The organism is Nonomuraea sp. NPDC049649 (assembly GCF_040675175.1).
Classification (GTDB): Bacteria; Actinomycetota; Actinomycetes; order Streptosporangiales; family Streptosporangiaceae; genus Nonomuraea.
The window spans coordinates 88,612-109,854 of sequence record NZ_JBFAOH010000021.1; the positions used below are offsets into that span (position 1 = coordinate 88,612).

Annotated in this window: 22 protein-coding genes; 13 read left to right on the forward strand and 9 right to left on the reverse strand. The window is 71.8% G+C overall.

Annotated elements, in window-relative coordinates:
- Positions 1 to 44 precede the first annotated feature (44 nt).
- A complete protein-coding gene (locus AB0J42_RS24605) occupies positions 45 to 860 on the forward strand; it encodes a glycosyltransferase (protein ID WP_364298196.1) in 816 nt (271 codons plus the stop codon).
- Positions 857 to 1,888, forward strand: a complete 1,032-nt coding sequence (locus AB0J42_RS24610) for a glycosyltransferase family 9 protein (protein WP_364298198.1) — start codon at positions 857 to 859, stop codon at positions 1,886 to 1,888. Before AB0J42_RS24605 ends, AB0J42_RS24610 begins: the two co-directional genes overlap by 4 nt.
- 8 nt (positions 1,889 to 1,896) lie before the next feature.
- On the opposite strand, the gene AB0J42_RS24615 is transcribed toward AB0J42_RS24610, so the two are convergent.
- Positions 1,897 to 3,540: a PQQ-binding-like beta-propeller repeat protein gene (locus AB0J42_RS24615; protein WP_364298200.1), complete on the reverse strand. Its 1,644-nt coding sequence runs from the start codon at positions 3,538 to 3,540 to the stop codon at positions 1,897 to 1,899.
- A 217-nt stretch (positions 3,541 to 3,757) separates the two neighbouring features.
- On the opposite strand from AB0J42_RS24615, the gene AB0J42_RS24620 reads away from it, so the two are divergent.
- Complete coding sequence (locus AB0J42_RS24620; protein ID WP_364298202.1) at positions 3,758 to 5,989, forward strand: hypothetical protein; 2,232 nt, start codon at positions 3,758 to 3,760, stop codon at positions 5,987 to 5,989.
- A 32-nt stretch (positions 5,990 to 6,021) separates the two neighbouring features.
- On the opposite strand, the gene AB0J42_RS24625 is transcribed toward AB0J42_RS24620, so the two are convergent.
- The gene (locus AB0J42_RS24625; protein ID WP_364298204.1) at positions 6,022 to 6,318 is read right to left on the reverse strand and encodes a hypothetical protein; all 297 of its coding nucleotides are present in this window, start codon (positions 6,316 to 6,318) and stop codon (positions 6,022 to 6,024) included.
- Positions 6,319 to 6,723: 405 nt separating this feature from the next.
- Here AB0J42_RS24625 and AB0J42_RS24630 point away from each other — a divergent pair, with 405 nt between their 5' ends.
- Together AB0J42_RS24630 and AB0J42_RS24635 are read left to right on the forward strand one after the other, a co-directional pair.
- Complete coding sequence (locus AB0J42_RS24630; protein ID WP_364298206.1) at positions 6,724 to 7,278, forward strand: fasciclin domain-containing protein; 555 nt, start codon at positions 6,724 to 6,726, stop codon at positions 7,276 to 7,278.
- Between the two features lie 67 nt (positions 7,279 to 7,345).
- Positions 7,346 to 7,708: a hypothetical protein gene (locus tag AB0J42_RS24635; RefSeq protein ID WP_364298208.1), complete on the forward strand. Its 363-nt coding sequence runs from the start codon at positions 7,346 to 7,348 to the stop codon at positions 7,706 to 7,708.
- Here AB0J42_RS24635 and AB0J42_RS24640 read toward each other — a convergent pair.
- Together AB0J42_RS24640 and AB0J42_RS24645 are read right to left on the reverse strand one after the other, a co-directional pair.
- Positions 7,705 to 8,394: a prolyl oligopeptidase family serine peptidase gene (locus AB0J42_RS24640; RefSeq protein WP_364298210.1), complete on the reverse strand. Its 690-nt coding sequence runs from the start codon at positions 8,392 to 8,394 to the stop codon at positions 7,705 to 7,707. The two genes, AB0J42_RS24635 and AB0J42_RS24640, sit on opposite strands and share 4 nt — an antisense overlap.
- Before the next feature lie 423 nt (positions 8,395 to 8,817).
- Entirely contained in the window at positions 8,818 to 9,393 is a 576-nt protein-coding gene (locus tag AB0J42_RS24645; protein WP_364298212.1) for a TetR/AcrR family transcriptional regulator, read from the reverse strand.
- Between the two features lie 64 nt (positions 9,394 to 9,457).
- On the opposite strand from AB0J42_RS24645, the gene AB0J42_RS24650 reads away from it, so the two are divergent.
- Positions 9,458 to 10,495, forward strand: coding sequence for a hypothetical protein (locus AB0J42_RS24650; protein WP_364298214.1), 1,038 nt, complete (start codon positions 9,458 to 9,460; stop codon positions 10,493 to 10,495).
- Between the two features lie 10 nt (positions 10,496 to 10,505).
- On the opposite strand, the gene AB0J42_RS24655 is transcribed toward AB0J42_RS24650, so the two are convergent.
- From AB0J42_RS24655 to AB0J42_RS24665, 3 genes are all read right to left on the reverse strand, one after another.
- The gene (locus AB0J42_RS24655; RefSeq protein ID WP_364298216.1) at positions 10,506 to 11,450 is read right to left on the reverse strand and encodes an alpha/beta hydrolase; all 945 of its coding nucleotides are present in this window, start codon (positions 11,448 to 11,450) and stop codon (positions 10,506 to 10,508) included.
- A gap of 69 nt (positions 11,451 to 11,519) precedes the next feature.
- Positions 11,520 to 12,443 (reverse strand): HNH endonuclease, encoded by a 924-nt coding sequence (locus tag AB0J42_RS24660; RefSeq protein WP_364298218.1) that lies wholly within the window; start codon positions 12,441 to 12,443, stop codon positions 11,520 to 11,522.
- A gap of 431 nt (positions 12,444 to 12,874) precedes the next feature.
- Entirely contained in the window at positions 12,875 to 14,053 is a 1,179-nt protein-coding gene (locus tag AB0J42_RS24665; protein WP_364298220.1) for an esterase-like activity of phytase family protein, read from the reverse strand.
- Positions 14,054 to 14,155: 102 nt separating this feature from the next.
- Between AB0J42_RS24665 and AB0J42_RS24670 the strand changes: the two genes are divergently transcribed.
- The 5 genes from AB0J42_RS24670 to AB0J42_RS24690 all read left to right on the forward strand — a co-directional run bounded on the left by AB0J42_RS24670 (position 14,156) and on the right by AB0J42_RS24690 (position 19,055).
- The gene (locus tag AB0J42_RS24670; RefSeq protein ID WP_364298222.1) at positions 14,156 to 15,799 is read left to right on the forward strand and encodes a SpoIIE family protein phosphatase; all 1,644 of its coding nucleotides are present in this window, start codon (positions 14,156 to 14,158) and stop codon (positions 15,797 to 15,799) included.
- A gap of 131 nt (positions 15,800 to 15,930) precedes the next feature.
- The gene (locus tag AB0J42_RS24675; RefSeq protein ID WP_364298224.1) at positions 15,931 to 17,142 is read left to right on the forward strand and encodes a P1 family peptidase; all 1,212 of its coding nucleotides are present in this window, start codon (positions 15,931 to 15,933) and stop codon (positions 17,140 to 17,142) included.
- Positions 17,143 to 17,208: 66 nt separating this feature from the next.
- Complete coding sequence (locus AB0J42_RS24680; protein ID WP_364298226.1) at positions 17,209 to 18,264, forward strand: ADP-ribosylglycohydrolase family protein; 1,056 nt, start codon at positions 17,209 to 17,211, stop codon at positions 18,262 to 18,264.
- 246 nt (positions 18,265 to 18,510) lie between these two features.
- Positions 18,511 to 18,915, forward strand: coding sequence for a class I SAM-dependent methyltransferase (locus AB0J42_RS24685; protein WP_364298228.1), 405 nt, complete (start codon positions 18,511 to 18,513; stop codon positions 18,913 to 18,915).
- On the forward strand, positions 18,912 to 19,055 hold the full coding sequence (locus tag AB0J42_RS24690; protein WP_364298230.1) for a hypothetical protein: 144 nt from the start codon (positions 18,912 to 18,914) through the stop codon (positions 19,053 to 19,055). Before AB0J42_RS24685 ends, AB0J42_RS24690 begins: the two co-directional genes overlap by 4 nt.
- A 40-nt stretch (positions 19,056 to 19,095) precedes the next feature.
- Here AB0J42_RS24690 and AB0J42_RS24695 read toward each other — a convergent pair whose 3' ends face one another.
- Together AB0J42_RS24695 and AB0J42_RS24700 are read right to left on the reverse strand one after the other, a co-directional pair.
- A complete protein-coding gene (locus AB0J42_RS24695) occupies positions 19,096 to 19,437 on the reverse strand; it encodes a helix-turn-helix transcriptional regulator (RefSeq protein WP_364298232.1) in 342 nt (113 codons plus the stop codon).
- Positions 19,434 to 19,817 carry a type II toxin-antitoxin system RelE/ParE family toxin gene (locus AB0J42_RS24700; protein WP_364298234.1) on the reverse strand — a complete coding sequence of 128 codons (384 nt, stop codon included), beginning with the start codon at positions 19,815 to 19,817 and terminating at the stop codon, positions 19,434 to 19,436. Before AB0J42_RS24700 ends, AB0J42_RS24695 begins: the two co-directional genes overlap by 4 nt.
- 148 nt (positions 19,818 to 19,965) lie before the next feature.
- Between AB0J42_RS24700 and AB0J42_RS24705 the strand changes: the two genes are divergently transcribed.
- Positions 19,966 to 20,706, forward strand: a complete 741-nt coding sequence (locus AB0J42_RS24705; RefSeq protein WP_364298236.1) for a sugar phosphate isomerase/epimerase — start codon at positions 19,966 to 19,968, stop codon at positions 20,704 to 20,706.
- A 222-nt stretch (positions 20,707 to 20,928) separates the two neighbouring features.
- Positions 20,929 to 21,225, forward strand: coding sequence for a DUF262 domain-containing protein (locus tag AB0J42_RS24710; protein ID WP_364298238.1), 297 nt, complete (start codon positions 20,929 to 20,931; stop codon positions 21,223 to 21,225).
- Positions 21,226 to 21,243: the final 18 nt, after the last annotated feature.

The window sequence follows — 21,243 nt, forward strand, 5'->3', positions numbered from 1 at the left end:
TTCGCACGGTTTGTCGTCCCGGGCCCGGGGGTAGCCCGGCAACCGTGCTCGACGCTTCCGACCTCGACGTGCTCGTCCCGACCAGGGACCGCCCCGCCGCGCTGTCGGTCACGCTGGCCGGCCTCGCGGCGCAGACCGTGACCGGCGCCCGCGTGGTGATCTCCGACCAGTCGGCGACGCCCGTACAGGACGACCCGCTGGCGGCCACCGCGGTCCGTCTCGCCCGCCACCGCGGCCACCGGGTCGAGGTGCTGCGGCACGTGCCGCCGCGCGGGCTGGCCGAGCAGCGGCAGTTCCTGCTGGAGCGGGCCGGGCGGCGGTTCGCCCTCTACCTGGACGACGACGTGTGGCTGGAGCCGGCGGCGCTGGAGATCCTGCTGACCGCGGCCGTGGAGCTGGGGTGCGGGTTCGTCGGGTTCGCCGTGCAGGGCCTGTCGTACCTCGACGACCGCAGGCCGCACGAGCTGACCGCCTACGAGGAGTGGAACGGCGGCGTGCTGCCCGAGCGGGTGCGCCGCGGCAGCCCCGCCTGGCAGCGCCATCTCCTGCACAACGCCGCCAACCCCGTGCATCTGGCGCGCCGGGCCGACGACGGACGCCCCTGGTGGCCGTACAAGGTCGCGTGGATCGGCGGCTGCGTCCTGTACGACCGGGAGCGGCTGGTGGAGCTGGGCGGGTTCGGGTTCTGGCGGTCGGTGCCGCCCGCGCACGCGGGCGAGGACGTGGTGGCGCAGCTGCGCGTGATGGAGCGGTACGGGGGAGCGGGGCTGCTGCCGAGCCGGGCCTACCACCTGGAGCTGCCGACCACCGTGACCGACCGCCGCGCCGAGTGCTACGACTACGTGCTGGATCAGCCGTGAGCCCGGTGGTCGACGGCGTCCGCCGGATCGCGGTGCTGCGGGCCAACGCGATCGGCGACTTCCTGCTGGCTCTGCCCGGCATCGAGGCGATCAAGGACGCCTACCCCGACGCCGAGGTCACGCTGCTCGGCCGCCCCTGGCACAAGGGCTTCCTCGACGGGCGGCCGGGGCCGGTGGACGAGGTCGTCGCGCTGCCGCCGATCACCGGCGTGTCCACCGCCGAGGAGGGGCACCGCGCGCCCGGCGAGGTGCTGGAGCACCTGCGGGAGCGGCGGTTCGACCTGGCGGTCCAGATCCACGGCGGCGGGCGCCACTCCAACCCGTTCGTGCTGGCGCTGGGCGCGCGGATGACCGCGGGGCTGCGCACCCCGGACGCGCCGCCTCTCGACCGGTGGGTGCGCTACTTCCACTTCCAGCACGAGACGATGCGCTACCTGGAGGTGGCCGCCCTGGTGGGCGGGGAGAACCGCCGCGTCGAGCCGCGCCTGACGGTCACCGCGCGCGACCGGGCCGAGCTGGGCGAGCTGCCCGAGGGTTTGGTCGCCGTGCATCCGGGCGCCACCGACCCGCGCCGGCAGTGGCCGCCGGAGAGGTTCGCGGCGGTGGCGGACCGGCTCGGCCGGCCGGTGGTGATCACCGGGTCGGAGGCGGAGCGCGACCTGGTGACCAGGGTGGCCGAGGCCATGACCCGTCCCGCTCTCCCGCTCGCCGGGAAGCTGAGCCTGGGCGGGCTGGCCGCCCTCTACGAACGCTGCGACCTGGTCGTCGCCAACGACACCGGGCCGCGTCACCTGGCGGCGGCGGTGGGGACGGCGACGGTCGGGATCTACTGGTGCGGCAACCTCATCAACGCCGGACCGCTCTCCCGCCACCGGCACCGGCCGCTGGTGTCGTGGACCCCCGCCTGCCCGGCCTGCGGCGCCGACGGGCTCCACCCGGCCTCCCGCCGATGCGCGTGCGACGTGTCATGGGTGGCCGACGTGCCGGTGGAGGCGGTGCTGGAGGAGGCCGGGGACCTGCTCCGGTGAGCCGGGCGTCAGCCGACGCCGCGGACCCGGAACCCGTCCGGCTCCCTCGACCCCACGACGAGCAGACCGGGCCCGGCCAGGACGCGGGCGTCGTCGTAGCGGCACCGCCCGTCGCAGCCCGCGGGGTCGTACGGCTGCCGGCCGCGCACCTCGCCGGTGGCGACGTCGACGGCGAGCAACTCCATGCCGGACCGGGCGTCGTCGTCCCCGGCCGGGGCCACCAGCAGGTAGAGGACGCCGTCGCGGCTCACCGCGTCGACCGTCGTATGGCGGGCCGGTTCCGTCAGCCGCCACCGGACCTGCCCGGTGGCGGCGTCCACGGCGAAGGCCGGCTCGCCCGGGTAGACGACGACGCCGCCGGTCAGCAGCGGAAGCCGGATGCGCGCGACAGCCTCGCCGGTGAGGGGATGCCCAGCCGTGCCCGTGCCGGTGCCCGCGTCGAGCAGCGCCGCCTCCCTGCCCCCGGACGAGGTGATCCACGAGACCCAGATCCGGTCCCGGCTCGCATGGATGGGATGGCTGACCCGTCCCTCCGCGCGCCACCTCCAGCGTTCCCCGCCGTCGGCGGCGGACAGCGCGATCACCAGGGCGGGGTCCGCCGCGCGCCGGCAGTCCGCGGCGACGGCGACGACCTGGCCGGCCACCGTCACCGACGTCCGGCTGACCACGCAGCCGTCCAGCCGCCCGGTCTCCCACGTCCACGCGGGCGTCCCGTCGACGGGGTTCAGCGCGATGAGGTCCCCGCCCAGGTGGGTGGTGTCGACGAGGATCACATCGCCGCCGTCCAGCAGGCGCGGCACGCCGCCGTCACGCTTCCTCCGGCTCTGCCAGAGTTCCCGGCCGGTGGCGGTGTCCAGGGCCACCGTCAGGCTGCCGCCGACGAAGGTGTAGGCCAGCACCGTCATCCGCCCGCCGTCGGCCACCGTCAGGCCGGAGAAGCGGTGATTCCTGGCGACGTCGGCCCGCTGGTAGGACCAGAGCCCCCGGCCGGTGACGGCGTCCAGCGCCCGCACGCCCATGCCTTCCCGCAGCACCAGGTACCGCCCGGCCATCACCGGCCCGACGATCAGGTCGAACCGCTCCGCGGCGGCTTCCCACCGTTGCCGGCCCAGCTCGGCGGGCGGCCCGTCCGGCACCGCGGGCAGCGCCGCCGTGGTGGTGCTCGTCACGAACCGGCCGTCGGTGTACCAGCCGATCGCGGGCACCGCCCCCGCCGCCACCGCCAGCACGACCACCAGCGCCACGGCGGCGGGAACCCGTGCCCCGCGCAGTGGCACCCGACCGGCCAGGCCCCGCAGCAGCCAGCCGGTGACGGTGACGGCGCAGCCGAGCACGGCCAGCGGGCCCCCGGCCGCGAGGCCGTGGTCCACGGGGATGCTCAGCAGGGCCCCGGTGGCGAACGCACCCGCCACCAGCGCGCACCCGGCGGTGACCCAGGGCGTCCGATCCGGCTCCGGGCGGCGCCGCCCGGACCTCAGCGCCGCGCCGATGCTCGCCACCGGCCCCAGGGCGGCGATGGCGGCCAGCGTCTGCCATCCGGGCGCGTCGCCGGACCGTCCGGTCCAGGTCCACGGGACGAACAGCGCCGCCACCACACCGATCCCGCCGAGCACGGCCAGGCCCGCGCCGATCATCCGCAGGGTCGCCCGCACCGATCCTCCAAGGTCGATTTCGTACGAGGAAGATAGCCGCCCAAGATGACCGGCGCCGCCCCGGGTCCGGTGACGGCCGCCATACCCGAAGGTCACCGAGCTGCGAGACCTCCACGAGCGGGTCGCCAAGCCGTACGGGGGGAGCGGCGCCTCGGGACACGGAGATCATTCGCCATTAGATTGGCCTCATGGCCATGCCCGCGATCTTCTCCCCGTCGTGACGGCTCTCGGTGAGGCGGCCCTGCTGCGGGCGTGCCGGGACGGCCAGCCCGTCCGGGCGCCGGACGGGGAGCGGCTCTCCGTCGCAGCGGCCCTGGTGCGGAAGGTGTGCCGGCGCGACCCGGCGGAGATCGACCCGCGCGGCCTGGTGATCGAGGGGGCCAGGATCACGGGCGGGCTCGACCTGACGGGGATGGCGGTGCCCTTCCCGCTCCGGTTCGTCGGGTGCGTGTTCGACGAGCCGCTCGACCTGGACGGCGCCGACCTTCACCTGCTGGCGCTGGACGGCTGCACGGTCCCCGGGCTGCTGGCCAACGGCCTGCGGGTCCGCCGCGACCTGGACCTGTCCAGGTCGCGCATCACGGGTGATCTGCGGACGCCCGCCAGCACGTCCTCGACGGCGGCGGTGTGGCTCTGCGAGTCCGAGATCGGCGGGCGCCTGCTCTGCCTGGACACGCTCATCGAGTCCGGCGGGCGGGCGATCCAGGCCGACCGCATCAGCGTCGGCGGGACGATCCGGCTGCTCCACCGGTTCGAGGCGCGGGGCGCGCTGCGGCTCATCGGCGCGCGGGTGCAGGGGTCGCTGGACCTGACCGGCGCCAGCCTCACCCGCCCGCAGCAGGACCTGGCGCTCGACCTGGGGGACGCCGAGATCGGCGGCAGCGTGTTCCTGATCGACGACCAGACCGGCAGGCGGCCGCTGGTCCGGGGCCGCATCGACCTCGGCAACACCCGCATTTCCGGACATGTCCTGATCAGGAACGCCACGATCGACCCCATCGACTCCACCGGCCCGGTCACCGGCCCCGCCTACAGCAGCGGCCGCAGCACCGGCACCGCCATCAGCGCCCCCGGCCTCGCCGTCGGCGGGCCGCTCGGCATCGAGGGCGAGTGCAGGATCAGCGGCGGCGTGGACCTCAGCATGGGCTCCTTCAGCACCATCCAGATCAGCCGCGAGAGCACCTTCACCGTCCCCGGCGGACGGGCACTCGACCTCACCAACGCCGAACTGCGCTCCGGGCTCCTCATCGAGGAGGGCGCGGCCTTCGAGGGCACGCTCCGCCTGGCCGGAGCCCACGTCCGGGGCGACCTCACGCTGAAAGGCACCCTCTGGAGCCACCCGGAGGACAGATCGGTCATCTCCGCCCAGGGAGCCGTCATCGACGGCATGGTCAACCTGCGCGAGGCGGAGACGGACGGAGGCCGGGTCGGCTTCCGCGCCGCGACCGTCGGCGGCGTGGTCAACGCCCGCAGGGCCCGTTTACGCAACCCCGGCGGCGAGGCGCTCTCCCTCGAACAGGCGCTCATCCGCGGCCCCATCCTGCTCAGCGCCGGCTTCACCGCGGACGGCGTGGTCATGCTGAACCGGTGCGCAGCCGAAGGCCGGCTCGACTGCGACGGCGGCACCTTCACCGCCGGCATCAAGGCCGTGTCGGCCAGCACGCGCGAGGGCATGCGCCTGCGCTGGGCCGAGGTGCCGCCCCGGGTCGACCTGACCGGCGCCTCCACCACGGTCCTCGCCGACGACCCGACCCGCTGGCCTGCCGACACCTCGATCTCGGGCTTCGTGTACGACCGCTTCGACGACGCCTGGGACTGGCGGCAGCGCCGTGACTGGCTCCGGTCCATGGCTTCGTACGACGCGAGCCCGTACGAGCAGGCGGCCCGCACGTTCCGCCAGCACGGCCGCCCGGTCGAAGCCGAGCACCTGCTCATGGAACTGCGCCGCCGCGCCCCCCGGCGCGGCTGGGTCAGGAGCGCCCGCGACGCCCTCTACGGCCTCACCGTCGGCTACGGGTACCGGCCCGGCCGGGTGCTCTGGCTGCTCGGCGCCCTGCTCGTGCTCGTCTACGCGATGCTGCTCACCCCGGCGGTGCAGGAGACGCTGCGGGCCACCGACCCGCGCGGGAACGTGTACGCGGCGGACGGCCGGCTGGTCACCGTCGAGGCCGCCGAGCCTGCGGACGACGCCACCGTCACCAAGTCGGCCCGGAGCCCCCGGCCCGACGAGTGCGGCGACGGCCAGGTGCGCTGCTTCGACCCGCTCTTCTACACCGTCGACACCGTCATCCCGCTCCTGTCGCTGGGCCAGCGGGCCACGTGGTATCCGGAGACGCACACCAGCGGCGGGACGCTGGTGTCGGTGCTGCTCAACCTGTCCGGCCTGCTGGGCTGGCTGCTGTCGACGGTGGTGGTGCTCTCCTTCGCCCGCCTCGCCAGACCGGCGTGAGGCCCGCCCGCTGCCGGGCGGGCCGTCGCCTGTCAGCAGAGGTCGGCGCCGTCGAAGGTGCGCGGGCCGCGCGAGACCTTGGAGGAGATGGTCTGGCCCGGGTCGACGGTGTAGCACCGGCCGTCGGTGCCGTGCGCCCACTTGATCTTCAGCCGGAGCCTGCGGCCGCAGTCGTTCCTGGCGTAGCCCGTCTTGGTGACGGTGCCCGTCCGCTGCCAGACGGCCACGCACGAGGGCGCGTTGCCTGCCGGGACCGCGGCCACGGCGGGGGTGGTGAGGACGAGGAGGCATCCGGCGGCGGCGCTTGCGATCAGGGTGGTCTTGAGCACGAGGTCCCTTTCGGCTGGAGAATCGGACCCCTCGATTAGTAGCTGACCGATTACGGAGAGTCAACAGGGTGTCTCCGGATGGAGAATTTCCTCGTGCCGGGGGTTGCCTCTACCCCGAGGACGGCACCGGCCCGGGGGTGGCCCGGCGTCCACCCTCCCGGCGTGTGATCCTGCGACTTTTCCGTAAATTCCCTGCCTCTCGCTTAATTCGTACGAAACGCGCGTGCGCTGCCCGAGAAGTCGGAGGACTCCCTCTCGCCGCCCGGCTGTTCAGGATGTGCGATTTGCGGCCCATTGGGCGATGAGCGACTTCCGTATAAGGAGTGACCGCCGAGACTGTCGTGAGGAACCTCGGGCCAGCTCACGTCGTGACATGGCTCGTACAGCAGTACAGGAGGGACCATCGTGAAAAGAACGCTTCTCGCGGCAGGCCTGGCGCTCACCGCCACCATGACGGGCGCCGCCGGCGCGTCCGCCGCCTCGCCCGCGCCCTCACCCACCGAGAGCCCCACCGGGCCGGGGTGTGCCGCGATCGAGAACAACCTCTCCCAGATCGCCGACCAGCCGGTGGGGACGGCACTCAGCCAGGTGCCCGACCTGTCCACGCTGGCGGAGGCGGTGAAGCAGTCCGGCCTGACCGAGCAGCTGAACTCCGCCGAGGGCGCCACCGTCTTCGCGCCCAACCGCGAGGCGTTCGAGGCCATCCCGCAGGAGCAGCGGGACGCGCTCATGAACGACAAGGAGAAGCTCACCGAGGTCCTCGAATACCACGTCGTCGAAGGGCGGAAGACGGCCTCCGAGCTGACCGGCGAGCCCCTCACCACGCTCCAGGGCGGCCAGCTGACCGTCAAGCAGTCGGGTGAGACCCTCACCGTCAACGACGCGACCGTGACCTGCGCCGGCATCCAGACCCGCAACGCCACCGTCTACGTCATCGACAAGGTCCTGATGCCCGAATAGCCTGCGACTCCGCGAAGGGGGCGCGATCACCCGGATCGCGCCCCCGCACCGGCATGGAGGCCGCCCGTTGCACGAGACCGTCTGCGAAGCGCTGCTCATCGGAGGACGTGCGGGCGCGCTCGGATACCGGCGGCTGATCTACACCAACACCGTGTCCGTCCTGGAGGCCGACCTCATCGCCCGCGCCATGGGCGGCGCGCCGCGCATCACCTCCGTACTCCTGACCGCCGGCGACGCGACCGCCCGGCGGCGGCTCACCGCCCGTGAGATCGGCAGCCAGCTGGAGCCGCACGTGGCCCGCGGCGCGGCCATGGCCCGCCGCCTGGACGCCGCCGCGCCCGCCTCCGTGGTACGGATCGCGACCGACGGACGCCCGGTCACCGACATCGCGCGCGAGGTCATCGCCGTCACCGGCTGGGCGGGGGCCTAGGCGTGCTCGGTCAGGAAGGCGCGCACCAGCCGGTCGTACCGCTGCCGGTCGACGTTCCACGCCTCGGTGTGGCCGCCGCCCTGGAACTCCTCGTACCGGATGCTCCAGTCCAGGCGCGGCCCGGCGGCGGCGAGCTCCCGTGAGGAGGCCACCGGGACCTCGGCGTCGGCGTCGGTGTGCAGCAGCAGGAGCGGCGGCCTGACCTTGGGCGGGTGGTGGATCAGGTGGAGGCGGTCCTGGTCGATGCCGATACGCCACTCCACCACCCGGCTGGACAGCCACCCGGCGAAGGCGGGCATGCCGAACCGGGCGGCGTTGTACTCGCTCACGCGTTCCATGTCGTACGGGGGCGCGTCCATGATGACCCCGGTGACGGACTCCGCCAGCGGCGATCTCGCCAGGAACTGCCCGATCACGACGCCGCCCAGGGACACGCCGTACAGGACGACCCGCCGCGCCCCGCCGTTCCGCGCGGCGCGGACGGCCGCCTCCAGGTCCCGCCACTCGGTGTCGCCCATGTGGATCAGCCCGTCGGGGGAGGCCGGGGCGCCCTCGTCGTTGCGGTAGGTGATGGCCAGGAACGGCATGCCGCGTTCGTGCACGACGGGCAGCACCTTCTGGACGGCGTTCCGCCGGCCGTTCTGGCCGTGCACGCCGATGAACCAGGTGGAGACGTCCCCGGGCACGTACCAGGCGGGGCGGGGCCGAGCTCGGTCTCCACCGGGATATCGCGGAAGTCCACGCCCCACGCCACCGCCGGATCCCCTGGAGGGGAACTGGTGAAGGTGACGGAGGTGCCGGTGGACGGGACCGGGCCGTCCAGCACGGCGCGGGTCACCGTGCCGCCCTCCCGCGCCTTCACCTCGCCGAGCATGGTGCCGGCGCCGCTCCACTCCAGCCAGTATGTGCCGGGCTTGCGGGTCTCCGGCGTGTCCGGCAGGGTCACGGTCCCGTTGACCGAGGCCAGGACCAGGAGGTCTCCCGGCCCCCATCGCCGCACCTTGATCGCCTCGTCGCTGCCTAACCAGGCGCCGTACCCGGCCCCGGTGACCAGGACGGCCAGGGCGACCCCGGCCGCGACGAACGCCCGCCGTCTCCAGCGGCGCGGCCTACGCTCGGACACCGTCGAAGACCCTCCTCGTCGCACGTACGCACAGCGCCCGGAACTCCTCCTCGGGCAGCCCGATCCGGCCGCCCAGATAGAGCTGCACCAGGCCCTGGCCGGCCGCCGTCAAGGTCATCGCGACCTCCAGCGGGTCGTCCGGGCGCAGCAGGCCGTCCCGCATGCCCTCCTCCACCAGGGCGACGATCTTCGTGAACGACGGTGAGGCGCCGTCCTCGAAGCCCTCGGGGAACCGCCGGGCCTGGTCGCGCCGGTCGGTGATGAGGAAGCGGTAGAGGTGCGGCCTCCCGAGGGCGAAGTCGAGGAAGTCGTCCAGCAGGCCCAGCGCCCGGGTCTCCCAGTCGCCGTCGCGGTTCCCCCAAGTCTTCCCGAGCTCACGGAATGCGCGGTCGGCCACGGCGGCCAGGAGCGCCTCACGGTTCGGATAGTGCTTGTAGATCGCCATGGCGGTGATGCCGGCCGCGTCGGCCACCCGGCGCATGGTGACGGCCTCGACGCCCTCGGCCGCGAGAATCGCCCGCGCGGCCTCGGCGACGCGGTCCGCCGTGTTGACCACTGTCATGGTGTACAACGTACACCTTCTCGGTATACGTCGTACACCTTAGGGTGTGCGTATGATCGGAGGCATGACCGGCTTCTCTTCATATCGACAGTTATGCGACGGTCTCAATACCGCCTTTCTCAAGCTGGGGATACGGGACGAAGAGTTATATGAGGCAGCGGTCCGTGACCCGCGAACGGTGCTGGCGGGTGACCAGCTGATTCCCGTTCTGTGTCCCATCGACTATGTGACAGGCTACGACGGTGGGCGTATCCGTGCGCTGTCGTCGTGCGACGATGTCTTTCTGCTCGCTGTTCCGCCGTCTTTTCTCCCGGATGTCATCAACGGCATGCCGCAGGAGTTCGCTGTGCTCGTCGAGAGCGACAGCCGTGACACCGCCGGCTACAGAGAGCAACTCGTGAAGCTCTTTCCGCGGTCCGTCGTACGCGATTTCGAAGACCCGCGCGCACAGAACAGCACCGCCGCCTTGATCGCCTACACGGCCACGGTCCACCCTCGCGATCGAGCCGGTGCGGAGGAGACGGCGGGCCCGGAGGACACGGCGATACTGAGCGCGGCCAGACTCCGCGGTGATCCACGGTTGGCGGATGAGATCTGGGCTCTGTGCGGCAGCCGGCTCGACTGGCTGGGTGAATATCATCCGGTCGTCATGGAGGAGTCGCGGGAGGTCTTCTTCCGGGCTCTGTACCACGACGACACCCGGATCGCGGTGAAGTTCGATCAGGGCAGGCCGGCCTGCGTGGGGCTGTTCATGGAGGGGCTCGGTCAGTGCGACTGGCTTGACCCGAAGTTCTGCGAGCGCCTTGAATCGAGAGCCGCGGCCGAGGCGGCGAGAATGCTGTACTTCTATGTCATCGCCAGCCGTGCGCCGGGGGGTGAAGGCCATGCGAAGGACGTCATGGCCGCGCTGGAGAAAATGATTTGGCAGGACGGAAAGGTCTGCCATTTCTTGTTCGAGGCGACCAACCTGTCCAGCCTTTACATTCCCCGTATCGCTGTGCGGCGCGCCGGGGCGAGCTCATACGTCGAGCTCGCCCCGGGGGAAACCGTCCGGCCGATCGAGAAGGTGGATTACTGGTATCTCGACGTCGGGGGCGCTTGAGACGCCGAAGTCAGGCGAGAGCCCTCCGGAGGGCGTCGATTCTCTGGTCCCAGATGCGCCGGGAGAGCGCGGCCTCCCCGGCGAAGTTCTCCGAGGCGTGGTAGCTGCCCGGGTTCACGTGCAGTTCGGTGGGCACGCCGGCCTGCATGAGGCGCTGGGCGAAGGCGATGTCCTCGTCCCGGAACAGGTCGACGGTGCCCACGTCGATGTAGGTCGGCGGCAGACCGCTCAGGTCCTCGGCCCGCGCCGGGGCCGCGTACTGGTCGGGCTCCTTCCCGCCGAGATACCAGGCCCACGCCTCGATGTTGCCCGCCCGGTCCCACAGGCCCACGTCGGTGATCTCGTGACTGGACGGCGTCTCGTTCCGGTCGTCGATCATCGGATAGATCGGCATCATGAACGTGATCGCCGGCCCGCCCCGGTCACGCGCCAGCAGCGCGACGCCGATGACCAGCCCGCCGCCGGCGCTGCCACCGTAAAGAGCCAGCCGCGCCGGATCCATCCCCAGGTCGGCGGCGTTCTTCGCGGTCCACACCAGTCCCGCGTAACAGTCCTCGACAGGAGCCGGATGCGGATGCTCGGGAGCGAGCCGGTACCCGACGGAGACCACCACCGCGCCGACCCGGTCGCAGATCATCGTGGCGGTGGCGTCTTCACCGTCGATGTCACCGAGGATCATGCCGCCGCCGTGGATGAAGTAGATGCCGGGCAGCTGCCCCGCCGCACCGACCGGCCGGTAGATCCGCACGGGGATCTCGCCGTCCGGCCCGGGAACGGTCCGGTCCTCCTTGACCACGTTCGGATTCTCGGGCACCTCCATCCCGGCGAGCAGACCGGAGACCACCTCCCGCCGCCGGACGATGTCGGGGATGCTGTTGAAGCCGCCGGGGATCATTTCGAGCAGCATGTCCAGCGGGCCGCGGCTCTCGGGGTCGATCAGGTCGCGAGCTGACATCAGGAGCCTCCAGGGGGTGTGGTGACGGCTCCAGCGTGCTCGTACGGACGACTCCGTTCAAGGGCCGGCTCACCGGAGGAAGACCTCGTCCAGATGCCACTCCAGGGCCTCCCGCCGCGGCCGGTCCGGCTGCCGGCGGGGGAGGGCGATCTGATGGCCCGCCCGTTCGTAGAACTGCCGCCCGTTCCCGAACTCCTCGCGCAGCCGGGGACTGACGATCAGCCTGTACGAGGGATCGACGGCGAGATAGCCCCGGTCGTACAGGGTGTGCACGTCGGAGCGGAGCAGCAGCCCGTTGTCGATCCGATGCTCGCCACCCCGATGCACGGGCCGGATGTGCGCGGCCTGCAGCACGGGCCGGATCTTGTCGCCGGTGATGGCACACCGCCGCTCATAGGCGTCCAGCACCACGGCCTTGAACGACTGCTGCCCCAGCCGCTGCGGCACCAGCCGCGGATCCCCGTACACAGGGCCGCCCAGATGCCACGGCTCGGACAGATCGACCTCCACGTTCCCGCCGAGCAGCCGGGCGACGACCTCGTGGAAGAACCGGGCGTCCGGATGGGTGGCGAGATCGTACCCCTTGCCCTGGACGATGTTGGCGGCGAACGCCGGGGGAGGCCCGGCGTCGGCGTCCGGCGGGAAGAAACACGTGTCCCGCAGCAACACGCACCCGATCACGGGGTCCTCACCCGGTTGACGGCGATACCGCCCTACCCGCTCGCGCATCTCGCGGAGGGTCGCGGCGCCGTTGGCATCGCCGAAGATGTCCCACGCCTCGGAGACGCGTAACTTGACGAAGCGCGCGAAGAAGCCGCCGCCGACGATCCGGTTGTGCGGGTAATGGGTCTTGAACAGGAACGGCTCGCCCGGCCGGAGCGCCTTGAACTCGCCGTTCCCGGAGGGCCGCCAGAAGTTCGCCTCGGTCAGCGAGGGGCGCGCCGCGAGGAAGCGATACCAGTCTCCGTCGGTGACTCCGACGTACGCCTTCACCCGCCGATTGTGCACCCGGACGATCTGTCCACGCCAGCGGATGTGAGCGTCAGTCGGCAGCGCCGGGACGCCGCAGGACCACGGATCCCCTCCCGGGCTTCGTGGTGATCAGTCCACGCTCGCGGAGGATTTCAAACGCCTCACGGTCATCGACCGGTCGGACCCGGTGCCGCGCTGTGGTCCTGCGAGGGTCCGCGGCTGTGGGACGCTCTTCTCGGCCGTGCACGTTGACGGGGGCGACATGCTTACACGGTCACGGTCAGGGTTCTGCCGTTCGTGCTGCACTTCGACATGACGAAGCTGGACGAGGCGGCCGCCGCGCTGCCGCCCGTCATGGTGGTCCCCTCAAACTCGTCTTCAAGGTCGCCCGGCAGCCTAGGGACGGCCGGTATAGACGCGGTATACCGCCCATACCGGCCGGTGAGACGCGGTCAGCGGATCGCGCCCGGGGCGGCGTGCAGGGGGCGCGGGAGCCTGATGGTGATGAACTCGTTGTCGTCCGGCTTGCCGGGGGTGCGGCCGGTGGAGAACGGGAAGTTGTTGTCGTTGGCGACGATGAGGGTGCGGTCGTCGAGGATGGCCACGTCCTCGATCGTCTCGAACGGGAAGCGGAAGGTCGTGCCGGAGCCGCCGAGCCGCTTGGGGTCGGCGAGGTCGAGCAGGTCGGCCACGAGCGTCTTGTCCATGACGCCGTCGCGGTTCCGGTCGCGGAGGTCGGCCAGGTAGATCTTCTTGGTGCGGGCCGCGTCGCCCTGGGCGCCGTCCCGCTCGATGATCAGGAACCGGTGGCGGTCCACGATGACGGCGTCGCCGATGGCGTGGGCGGGGTCGTCGAGCGGGTAGAGCCAGCGCTTGCCGGTGTAGGCCCGCTTGCGCACGTCGAACTCGTACATCCGCAGCGTGCCCGGACGGTCGCCGCTGACCGTGCCCTCCAGCAGCGGGTAGAGCCGTTTGCCGTCCAGGGAGCGGGCCATGCCTTCGAAGCCCTTGCTGCGGCCCAGGTTGGGCTCGCCGTTCAGATAGGGGTTCTCCGGGGCCTGGACGCCGGGCAGCGCGATGGGCGCCTCCAGCAGTTCGCCCCGGGCGGAGAAGTGCAGCAGGAACGGGCCGAACTCGTCGCCGATCCAGTAGGTGCCGTCGGCGGCGCGGACGATCGACTCCACGTCGAAGTCGGCCCCGGTCAGCAGGCGGTCCTCGCGGGTGAGGGGGAAGGCGATGTGCCCGGCGGGGTCGCTGAGGTGGAAGCCGCCGAGCACCTTCACCGTGCCGGTCCGCCAGTCGGGCTTGACCTGGTGCACACGCAGGAGGAAGTCGGCGCTGTCGGCCTTGGCGCCGAACCCGTTGTCGGACAGCACGTCGTAGACCCCGCGGCCCCGGGCGACGATGCCGCTGAACCCCTGGACGGGCTGGCCGGCGAAGGGCGGGGTGAGGCCGTTGATCGGGTCCGTGCCGAGCGCGGTGCCCGAGGCCTCGCTGTCCGGTACGAAGGTCGCGGCGGGCAGCGAGGCGAACCCGGTGAGGGTGGCGCGGCCGGGCTTGGCGGCGGCGGCGGGGGCGGCGAGGCCGGCGATCAGTGTGGCGACGCCGAGAGCAAGCAGTGCGCGTTTCATATCGGGCAAGCTAGAAAGCCCGGTTGAACCGGCCCCCAACGTCAGAAGTCCGGCTGACGAACTCGCCGCACCTGGGTAGGAGGTGCATGAAAGGGGGCGGCCATGGGCGTGCCAGATGATCCGTGGGGGCAGTGCGACGCGGGCATGTACGCGGTCGACGACCGGGGCGAGATCATCGTCGTCAACGCCCGCGCCGAGCGGCTGCTGGGCCGCACCGCCGGGGAGATGCTGGGTAAGGACGCCCACGACCTGCTGCACCGGGGGATAGGCGGCGAGCGGCTGCCGAGGAGCCGGTGCGCGATGCGGCAGCTGCTCATCACCGGCGGCACCGCGCAGGGCGACCAGGAGTGGCTCGAACGCGGCGACGGCTCCCTGCTGGAGATATCCTGGCTGGTCACCGCCTGCCCGGCGGGGGCGCTGATCCTCTTCCATCCGGGCGGCGTGGTGGATCCCGGGGAGGAGCCGAGGACCGCCACCGCGTCCATGTCCGAGCTCGACCGGCTGGCCCTGCTCGCGGAGACGACCGCGACGCTCACCGCCAGCCTGGACGAGAAGGAGACGCTGCGGCAGCTCGTCCACCTGGTGCTGCCCCTGCTGGCCGACTGGGCGGTGGTGGACCTGCGCACCGAGGAGGGCGGGGTGTCGCGCGCCGCGGTGGTCCACTACGAGCGCGGCGCCGTGCAGCGTCAGCGGGACCTGGAAGGGCCGATGCCGCCGGTGCCGCCCGAGTCGCCGATGCCGCTGTCGCGGGCGCTGCGCGGTGTCGCCGCCGCGCTCATCGGCCCTGAGGACTACGAGGGGGCGCCCGGCTCCGACGTCGCGGCCGTCCAGCGGCTGCTGTTCGAGACGACCGGCATCCACTCGGCGTGTGTCGTGCCGATCCGCGGCGTGCGGGAGGTGATCGGGGCCATGACGCTGGGACGCTCCAGCCAGCCGGGCACGTTCACCGCCGCCGACCTGCTGCTGGTCGAGGACATCGCCCGCCGTGCCGGGCTCGCCCTGGACAACGCCCGACTGTACGAGCGACAACGCCGGGTCGCCGAGACCATGCAGCGCCATCTGCTGCCGAGGCTGCCCCGCGTGCAGGGCGTCGAGATGAGCGCGTGCTACCTGCCCGCCCCGCACGCCTCCCAGGTCGGCGGCGACTGGTACGACGCCTTCATCCTGTCCGGCGGCGCGGTCGGCCTGGTCATCGGCGACGTGGTGGGCCACGACCTCGACGCCGCCTCGGGGATGGCGCAGGTCTGCAACATGCTGCGCGCCTACGCGGGCGAGGTGGAGGAGCCGCCGCACGTCATCGTGGACCGGCTCGACCAGGCGGTGACGCGGATGGCCGAGGACACGATGGCCACCGTCGTCTTCGCCCGGCTGGAGCGCGCCGGCGACGGGCGGTTCCGGCTGTCCTGGACGAACGCCGGCCATCCGCCGCCGCTCGTGGTGGAGCGGGACGGGCGGGCCCGCTTCCTGGAGGGCGGGAACGGCGTCCTGCTCGGCACCGGCCTGCGCCCCGACCGCGTGGACGCCTCCGCCGAGCTGACGCCGGGCTCGACCGTGCTGTTCTACACCGACGGCCTGATCGAGTCGCCCCGGCACTCCCTGGACGAGGGGCTGTCCCGGCTCAGCCAGGTCGCCGGGTCGCTGGCGCGCCGGCCGCTGGGCTCGCTCTGCGACGCGCTCCTCACCCAGGTCCGGCCCGAGGACAACGACGACGACGTGGCCATGCTCGTGCTGCGCGTCCCCGGCTGACGCCGAAAAACGCTCTCATCGTACGAGATGAGGACTAAAGGGATCTTTACCTATTCTGGTCCGACCAGTAGCCTCAGTGCACTCAGTAGCGCGCGCTCACCCCCCGTACGAGCCCCCCGGAATGAGGGATCATGAAGCCACGCCTTCTCGCACTGCTGGCCGGAGCACTGGTGCTCACCGTCCCCGCGGGCGCCCCCGCCCACGCCGTGGCCGCGGACACCCCCGGACTCCCCGGACCCCACAACGCCATCACCGACGTGCCGGGCATCAAGGTCGGGCAGGTCCAATCGGCCAAGGCGCCCTACCTCACCGGCACCACCGTGATCTACACCCCGCAGATGTCCGTGACCGGCGTCGACCAGCGCGGCGGCGCGCCCGCCACCAAGGAGACGGACCTGCTCGACCCGCTCAACTCCAACCCCGGCGTGAACGCGGTCATGCTCGGCGGCAGCAGCATGTACGGGCTGGCCGCCACCGACGGCGTCATCCGCTGGCTGGAGGAGCGCGGCGAAGGCGTCCGGGTCGGCGCGGGCGTCGCGCCGATCGTGCCCGCCGCCGACATCTTCGACCTCGGCCGGGGCGGCGACTTCAAGGCCCGCACCACCCCCGAGTGGGGCTACCTCGCCGCCCAGGCCGCCAAGGAAGGACCGGTGCGCCAGGGCGTCGTCGGCGGCGGCACCGGAGCCCGCGCCGGCGGGCTCAAGGGCGGCGTCGGCACCGCCAGCGTGGTGCTCGGCAACGGCGTCGTGGTCGGCGCCATCGTGGTGGTCAACTCGGTCGGCTCGCCGGTCGACCCGCGCGACTGCTCGCTCTACGCCGCGCGGTACGAGCTGGGCAAGGAGTTCCGCGGCCTGGAGACGCCGAAGGCCAAGGAATGCCACCCGCGGAACTCGGCGGACTCCCCGTCGCTGAACACCACCATCGCCGTGGTGGCCACGAACGCGCCGCTGGAGAAGGCCGCCGCCGCCCGGATGGCGAGCAACGCCCAGGACGGCCTGGCCCGCGCCGTCAACCCCATGCACACCCTGGCGGACGGCGACACCATCTTCGCCATGTCGACCGGCTCCGGCACCCCGCTGCGGGTCAACAACCCGGCCGACTCCCGCCAGCTCAACGAGATCTTCAACGCCGGCGCCGACACCCTCACCCGGGCGGTCGGCCACGCCATGCTGTCCGCCCACTCCGTCGGCACCACCCAGAGCTACTGCGACCGATACCCGTCGGCCTGCAAGAAGGTCAAGCCGCTCCCGGCCGACCGGCAGGGCGAGGCTCCGGACGTGACCCAGGCCGCGCTGGCCGAGGTCGCGCCGAAGTTCCGCGACGCGCCCGCCCTGGCCGAATAGCCCCGTAAGCCCGGGTCGCGCCGGATTCGGCGCGACCCGCGCCCAAGAGTGCCTAAAGTGACGGTCATGACGAGCTACCGGAGCCGGGTGCGCGGCTGCGTACTGGGCGGGGCCATCGGCGACGCGCTCGGCGGGGCGATCGAGTTCGACACCATCGCTGACATCCGCGCCCGCTACGGACCGGCCGGGCTCACCGGCATGGCGCCCGACGGGGCCGGCCTGATCACCGACGACACCCAGATGACGCTCTTCACCCTGGAAGGGCTGATCCGGGCCGAGCTGCGATCCGCCACCCGCGGCTTCGCCGACACCGCCGAGGTCGTCCGCTCCGCCTACCTGCGCTGGCTCGACACCCAGCTCCACCCCGCCCCGCCCGAGCCCGGCGGCCTGCACCACCGTACGGGCCGGCTCCGCGAACAGCGGTGGCTGTACGCGCGACGCGCGCCCGGCAACGCCTGCCTGTCGGGACTGCGCGCCAAGCCGGACCGCTACGGACCCCTCGGCGAGCCGGGCCCGGTCAACCGCGACTCCAAAGGCTGCGGCACCGTCATGCGCTCGGCGCCGTTCGGGCTGCTCGGGGGCTCCGCTCGGGAGGCATTCGAACTGGCCGCCGCGTGCGCCCAGATCACCCACGGCCACCCGACCGGCTACTACGCGGCCGGCGCCTTCGCCGCCCTCGTCCACTACGTGGCCGACAATGTGTCCTTGTACGAGGCGGTCCACGAAACACTCCGCCTGCTCGTCTCGTACCCCGGACACGAGGAGACCAGCACGGCGCTGCGGGCGGCGGACGAACTGGCCGCGAAGGGCGACCCCAGCCCCGAGCGGGTGGAGAGCCTCGGCGGCGGCTGGGTGGCCGAGGAGGCGCTGGCCATCGCCGTCTACTGCGCGCTCGTCCACGAACGCGACTTCCCGGCGGCGCTGCTGCTGTCCGTCAACCACTCCGGCGACAGCGACTCCACCGGCTCCATGACCGGCAACCTCCTCGGCGCCGCTCACGGCGAGGACGTCCTGCCGGCCGCCTGGCTGGGCTTGCTGGAAGGCCGCGAGCCCATCACCGAACTGGCCGGCGACTTCGCCGCCCGCCGCAGCGCCGACCCGGCCAAGTACCCGCCGGGTTAGAACCCGTACAGCCCGAAAGACTCCCCGCCGCGCATCGCTCCGCGGTCTCCCGCTTCGCCCGCTCGGCCTCCTCGCCCCGCTCCGGCCCCGTCCCGTCGGCCAGCCCCTCCTGCACCCCCCACCGTCGGTCTTGCGCCACCCGCTCGGCCGCCACCGCCCGCAGCACCCTGTCCAGAGAGCCGGGCACGCCGTAATCACCGTCGACCGTCATGGCCCGGCAGCATAGGGTGTGCGATCATCTGCCGGATGGACGATCTCGTGCGACGGGCCACCGAGCGTGCGGAGCCGGCCGGGTTCGCGTTCTCGTGCGACCCCGCCGTCGGACGGCTCCTCACCGTGCTCGCCGCCGGGCTGCCACCCCGGGCGCGGGTCCTGGAGATCGGGACCGGGACCGGCGTGGGAACCGCCTGGCTCGTGTCCGGGCTGACGCCGCGCACGGACGTCACCGTCACCACCATCGAGTACGACTCCGCCCGCGCCGAGCTGGCCCGGCAGGGGGACTGGCCGGAGTTCGTGGAATTCCGTACGGAGGACGCCCTGACCGCCCTGCCCAGCCTCGGAACGTACGACCTGATCTTCGCGGACGCCCGGGCCGGCAAGCGGTTCCGCCTCGATCTCACCCTCTGCGCGCTCGGCCCCGGCGGCCCATGATCGCGGACTCCGCCTGGCCAGCGGACTTCCGGGAGCGGCGGAAAGCCGTGCGCCGCACGCTCACCACCGACCCTGCGCTGGCCGCCGTCGAACTGGCCCACGGATCAGGAGTCATCCTGGCCACCCGGCGGGTGACATGACCCGGCTGATCGCCTCGACTCGGGGGAACCTCAGAGCTGCTCAGGCGGCATTGGTGCGGTGCCCGGTGAAGCGCACCTGGGTGTCGTCGTTGTCGAGGGCGATGTTGAGGGTGGCATCCAGGGCCCCGGCCAGTTTGGCCAGAAGAGGCAGTGTGGGGACGGTGTCAGAGCCTTCGACCCGAGAGATCTTCGCCTGGGTGAGCCCCGCGCGCTCGGCCAATTCGGCCTGAGTGAGCCCGAGTTCGGTGCGCCGATCGTACACGGCCTTGGCCAAGGCCATGGACAGCCTGATCTCACGACGGGCCTCGGCCACGTCCTCCGGCTCGGTGAACCCGTCGGCGAGCTTGCGTTCGCGCAGGGTCTTCCAGCGGCTGTGGTTCATGATTCCACCTCTCCTTCCTCAATGGTGCGGATGAACTCCTCGTGTGCTGGACCGTGTTCGGCCTCGCAGACCTTCTGAGCGAGCTTGGCGCGCCTGACTTCGGCGTCCTCACGCATCCTTGTCTTGCGGAAGACGGTCAGCAGGACCGCGGTACGGTTCGGGGTGAGCCAGTACGTGATGCGTATGGCAGCACCGTCGAGGGTGGGCCGCAGCTCCCGAACTCCGTCGCCCAGGTAGCGGGCATAGGGTTCGCCGAGCGCGGCAGCGTGTTCCGCGAGCAGCCCGACGTATTCGTCGATCTTGAGGAAGTGCTTGGCCGGCAACGCCTCCAACCAATCCCGCACCTCGGGCTCGACCTCGATGGCGAAAAGCGCATCCACCCCACGACGCTATATGTCGTTGACGACATATGCAAGATGGTTGCCCCGGCTGCTCCGCACGTCCTCCGGGCGGCACCCCTCCTCGCTCCCCAGGTTTCTCCGTAAGATCGAAGACGTGCCGAATCGTGCCGTTGCAGGGGGTCCTGTCGTGATTGTTCCCGCCGTCCAGCTCTACTCCGTCCGTGCCGAGATAGGCGCGCAGTCCGCGAAGACCCTGACGTCCCTCGCCGCGATGGGATACCGCGCCGTCGAACCCACCTTCGACCTGCTGGGCGGCGACCCGCGCGCCTTCCGCGACCTGCTGGAGGCGAACGAGCTCACCGCCTGCTCGCTCCACGGCCCCCTGCTGAACGACCACGCCCCCGCCGTCCTGGAGGCCGCCACCGCGATCGGCGCCGACACGGTGATCATCCCGATGATCGCGCCGGACGGCTTCTCCGACCTCGCCGCCGTCAAGGAGAGTGCCCGCCAGATCAACGCCGCCGCCGCCCGCGCCGCCGAAGCGGGGCTGCGGCTCGGCTACCACAACCACCACTGGGAGCTGGAGTCCCGGATCGGCGACCGGCACGCCCTCGACGTCCTCGCCGAACTCCTGGACCCGGACGTACTCCTGGAAGTGGACCTCTACTGGGCGGCGGTAGGCGGCGCCGACGTCCCCGCCCTGCTGACCCGTCTCGGCGACCGCGTCAGCCACCTGCACGTCAAGGACGGCCCCGCCACGGTCGAAGCCGCCATGACCGCGGTCGGCTCCGGCACCCTGCCCATCCCGTCCTTCCTCGCCGCCGCCCCCGAGACCGCCTGGCGCATCGTCGAACTGGACCGCTGCGACGGAGACATGCTCGAAGCCCTCGCCGCCTCCCGCACCTACCTCGCCGGCATCGGGGAGTGACCACTCTCCGGCCGAGCGGTCCCGCGCTGCTCGGCCGGAGGGCCTATTTAAAGGGTTGGTCAGCCGCCGACTTCACCCGTGCTCATGAAGGGCGCGTGTATTGCCGCTGTAGGGACAGCTCAAGGCCGCCGACTCTCGCTACGATGCGTACAAGTGTGGTTACGGAAAGCCTGGGTTGTCGTAAGGTAAAAGTCCCGGATCTTCGAGCCATGAGCGGGACGGATGATGGCCACACTCTCGGTGCTCCTGTATCAGATCGACAACGGGACGGTGCTCCTGCCCGAGTTCCAGCGCGGCTACGTATGGAACCGCGATCAGGTGCGCGGTCTCATGCGCTCGCTCTACAAGGGGTATCCGGTCGGTGGCCTCTTGCTGTGGCAGACCGAACCGGACATGGCGTCGGTACGGGGAAGCACTCCCGACGGTGGCATCCGTCTGCTGCTTCTCGACGGCCAGCAGCGCATCACATCCCTGTACGGAGTCATGCGCGGCAAACCGCCCCGCCTTCTTCGAAGGTGACGCCTCGGCCTTCACCGG

Excerpts from the sequence above, each read along its gene's own strand:
- AB0J42_RS24645 (WP_364298212.1), bottom strand. The coding sequence starts at position 9,393 with ATGACAGTGGTCAACACGGCGGACCGCGTCGCCGAGGCCGCGCGGGCG.
- AB0J42_RS24650 (WP_364298214.1), top strand. The coding sequence starts at position 9,458 with ATGACCGGCTTCTCTTCATATCGACAGTTATGCGACGGTCTCAATACC.
- AB0J42_RS24655 (WP_364298216.1), bottom strand. The coding sequence starts at position 11,450 with ATGTCAGCTCGCGACCTGATCGACCCCGAGAGCCGCGGCCCGCTGGAC.
- AB0J42_RS24665 (WP_364298220.1), bottom strand. The coding sequence starts at position 14,053 with ATGAAACGCGCACTGCTTGCTCTCGGCGTCGCCACACTGATCGCCGGC.
- AB0J42_RS24670 (WP_364298222.1), top strand. The coding sequence starts at position 14,156 with ATGGGCGTGCCAGATGATCCGTGGGGGCAGTGCGACGCGGGCATGTAC.
- AB0J42_RS24675 (WP_364298224.1), top strand. The coding sequence starts at position 15,931 with ATGAAGCCACGCCTTCTCGCACTGCTGGCCGGAGCACTGGTGCTCACC.
- AB0J42_RS24680 (WP_364298226.1), top strand. The coding sequence starts at position 17,209 with ATGACGAGCTACCGGAGCCGGGTGCGCGGCTGCGTACTGGGCGGGGCC.
- AB0J42_RS24685 (WP_364298228.1), top strand. The coding sequence starts at position 18,511 with ATGGACGATCTCGTGCGACGGGCCACCGAGCGTGCGGAGCCGGCCGGG.
- AB0J42_RS24690 (WP_364298230.1), top strand. The coding sequence starts at position 18,912 with ATGATCGCGGACTCCGCCTGGCCAGCGGACTTCCGGGAGCGGCGGAAA.
- AB0J42_RS24695 (WP_364298232.1), bottom strand. The coding sequence starts at position 19,437 with ATGAACCACAGCCGCTGGAAGACCCTGCGCGAACGCAAGCTCGCCGAC.
- AB0J42_RS24710 (WP_364298238.1), top strand. The coding sequence starts at position 20,929 with ATGATGGCCACACTCTCGGTGCTCCTGTATCAGATCGACAACGGGACG.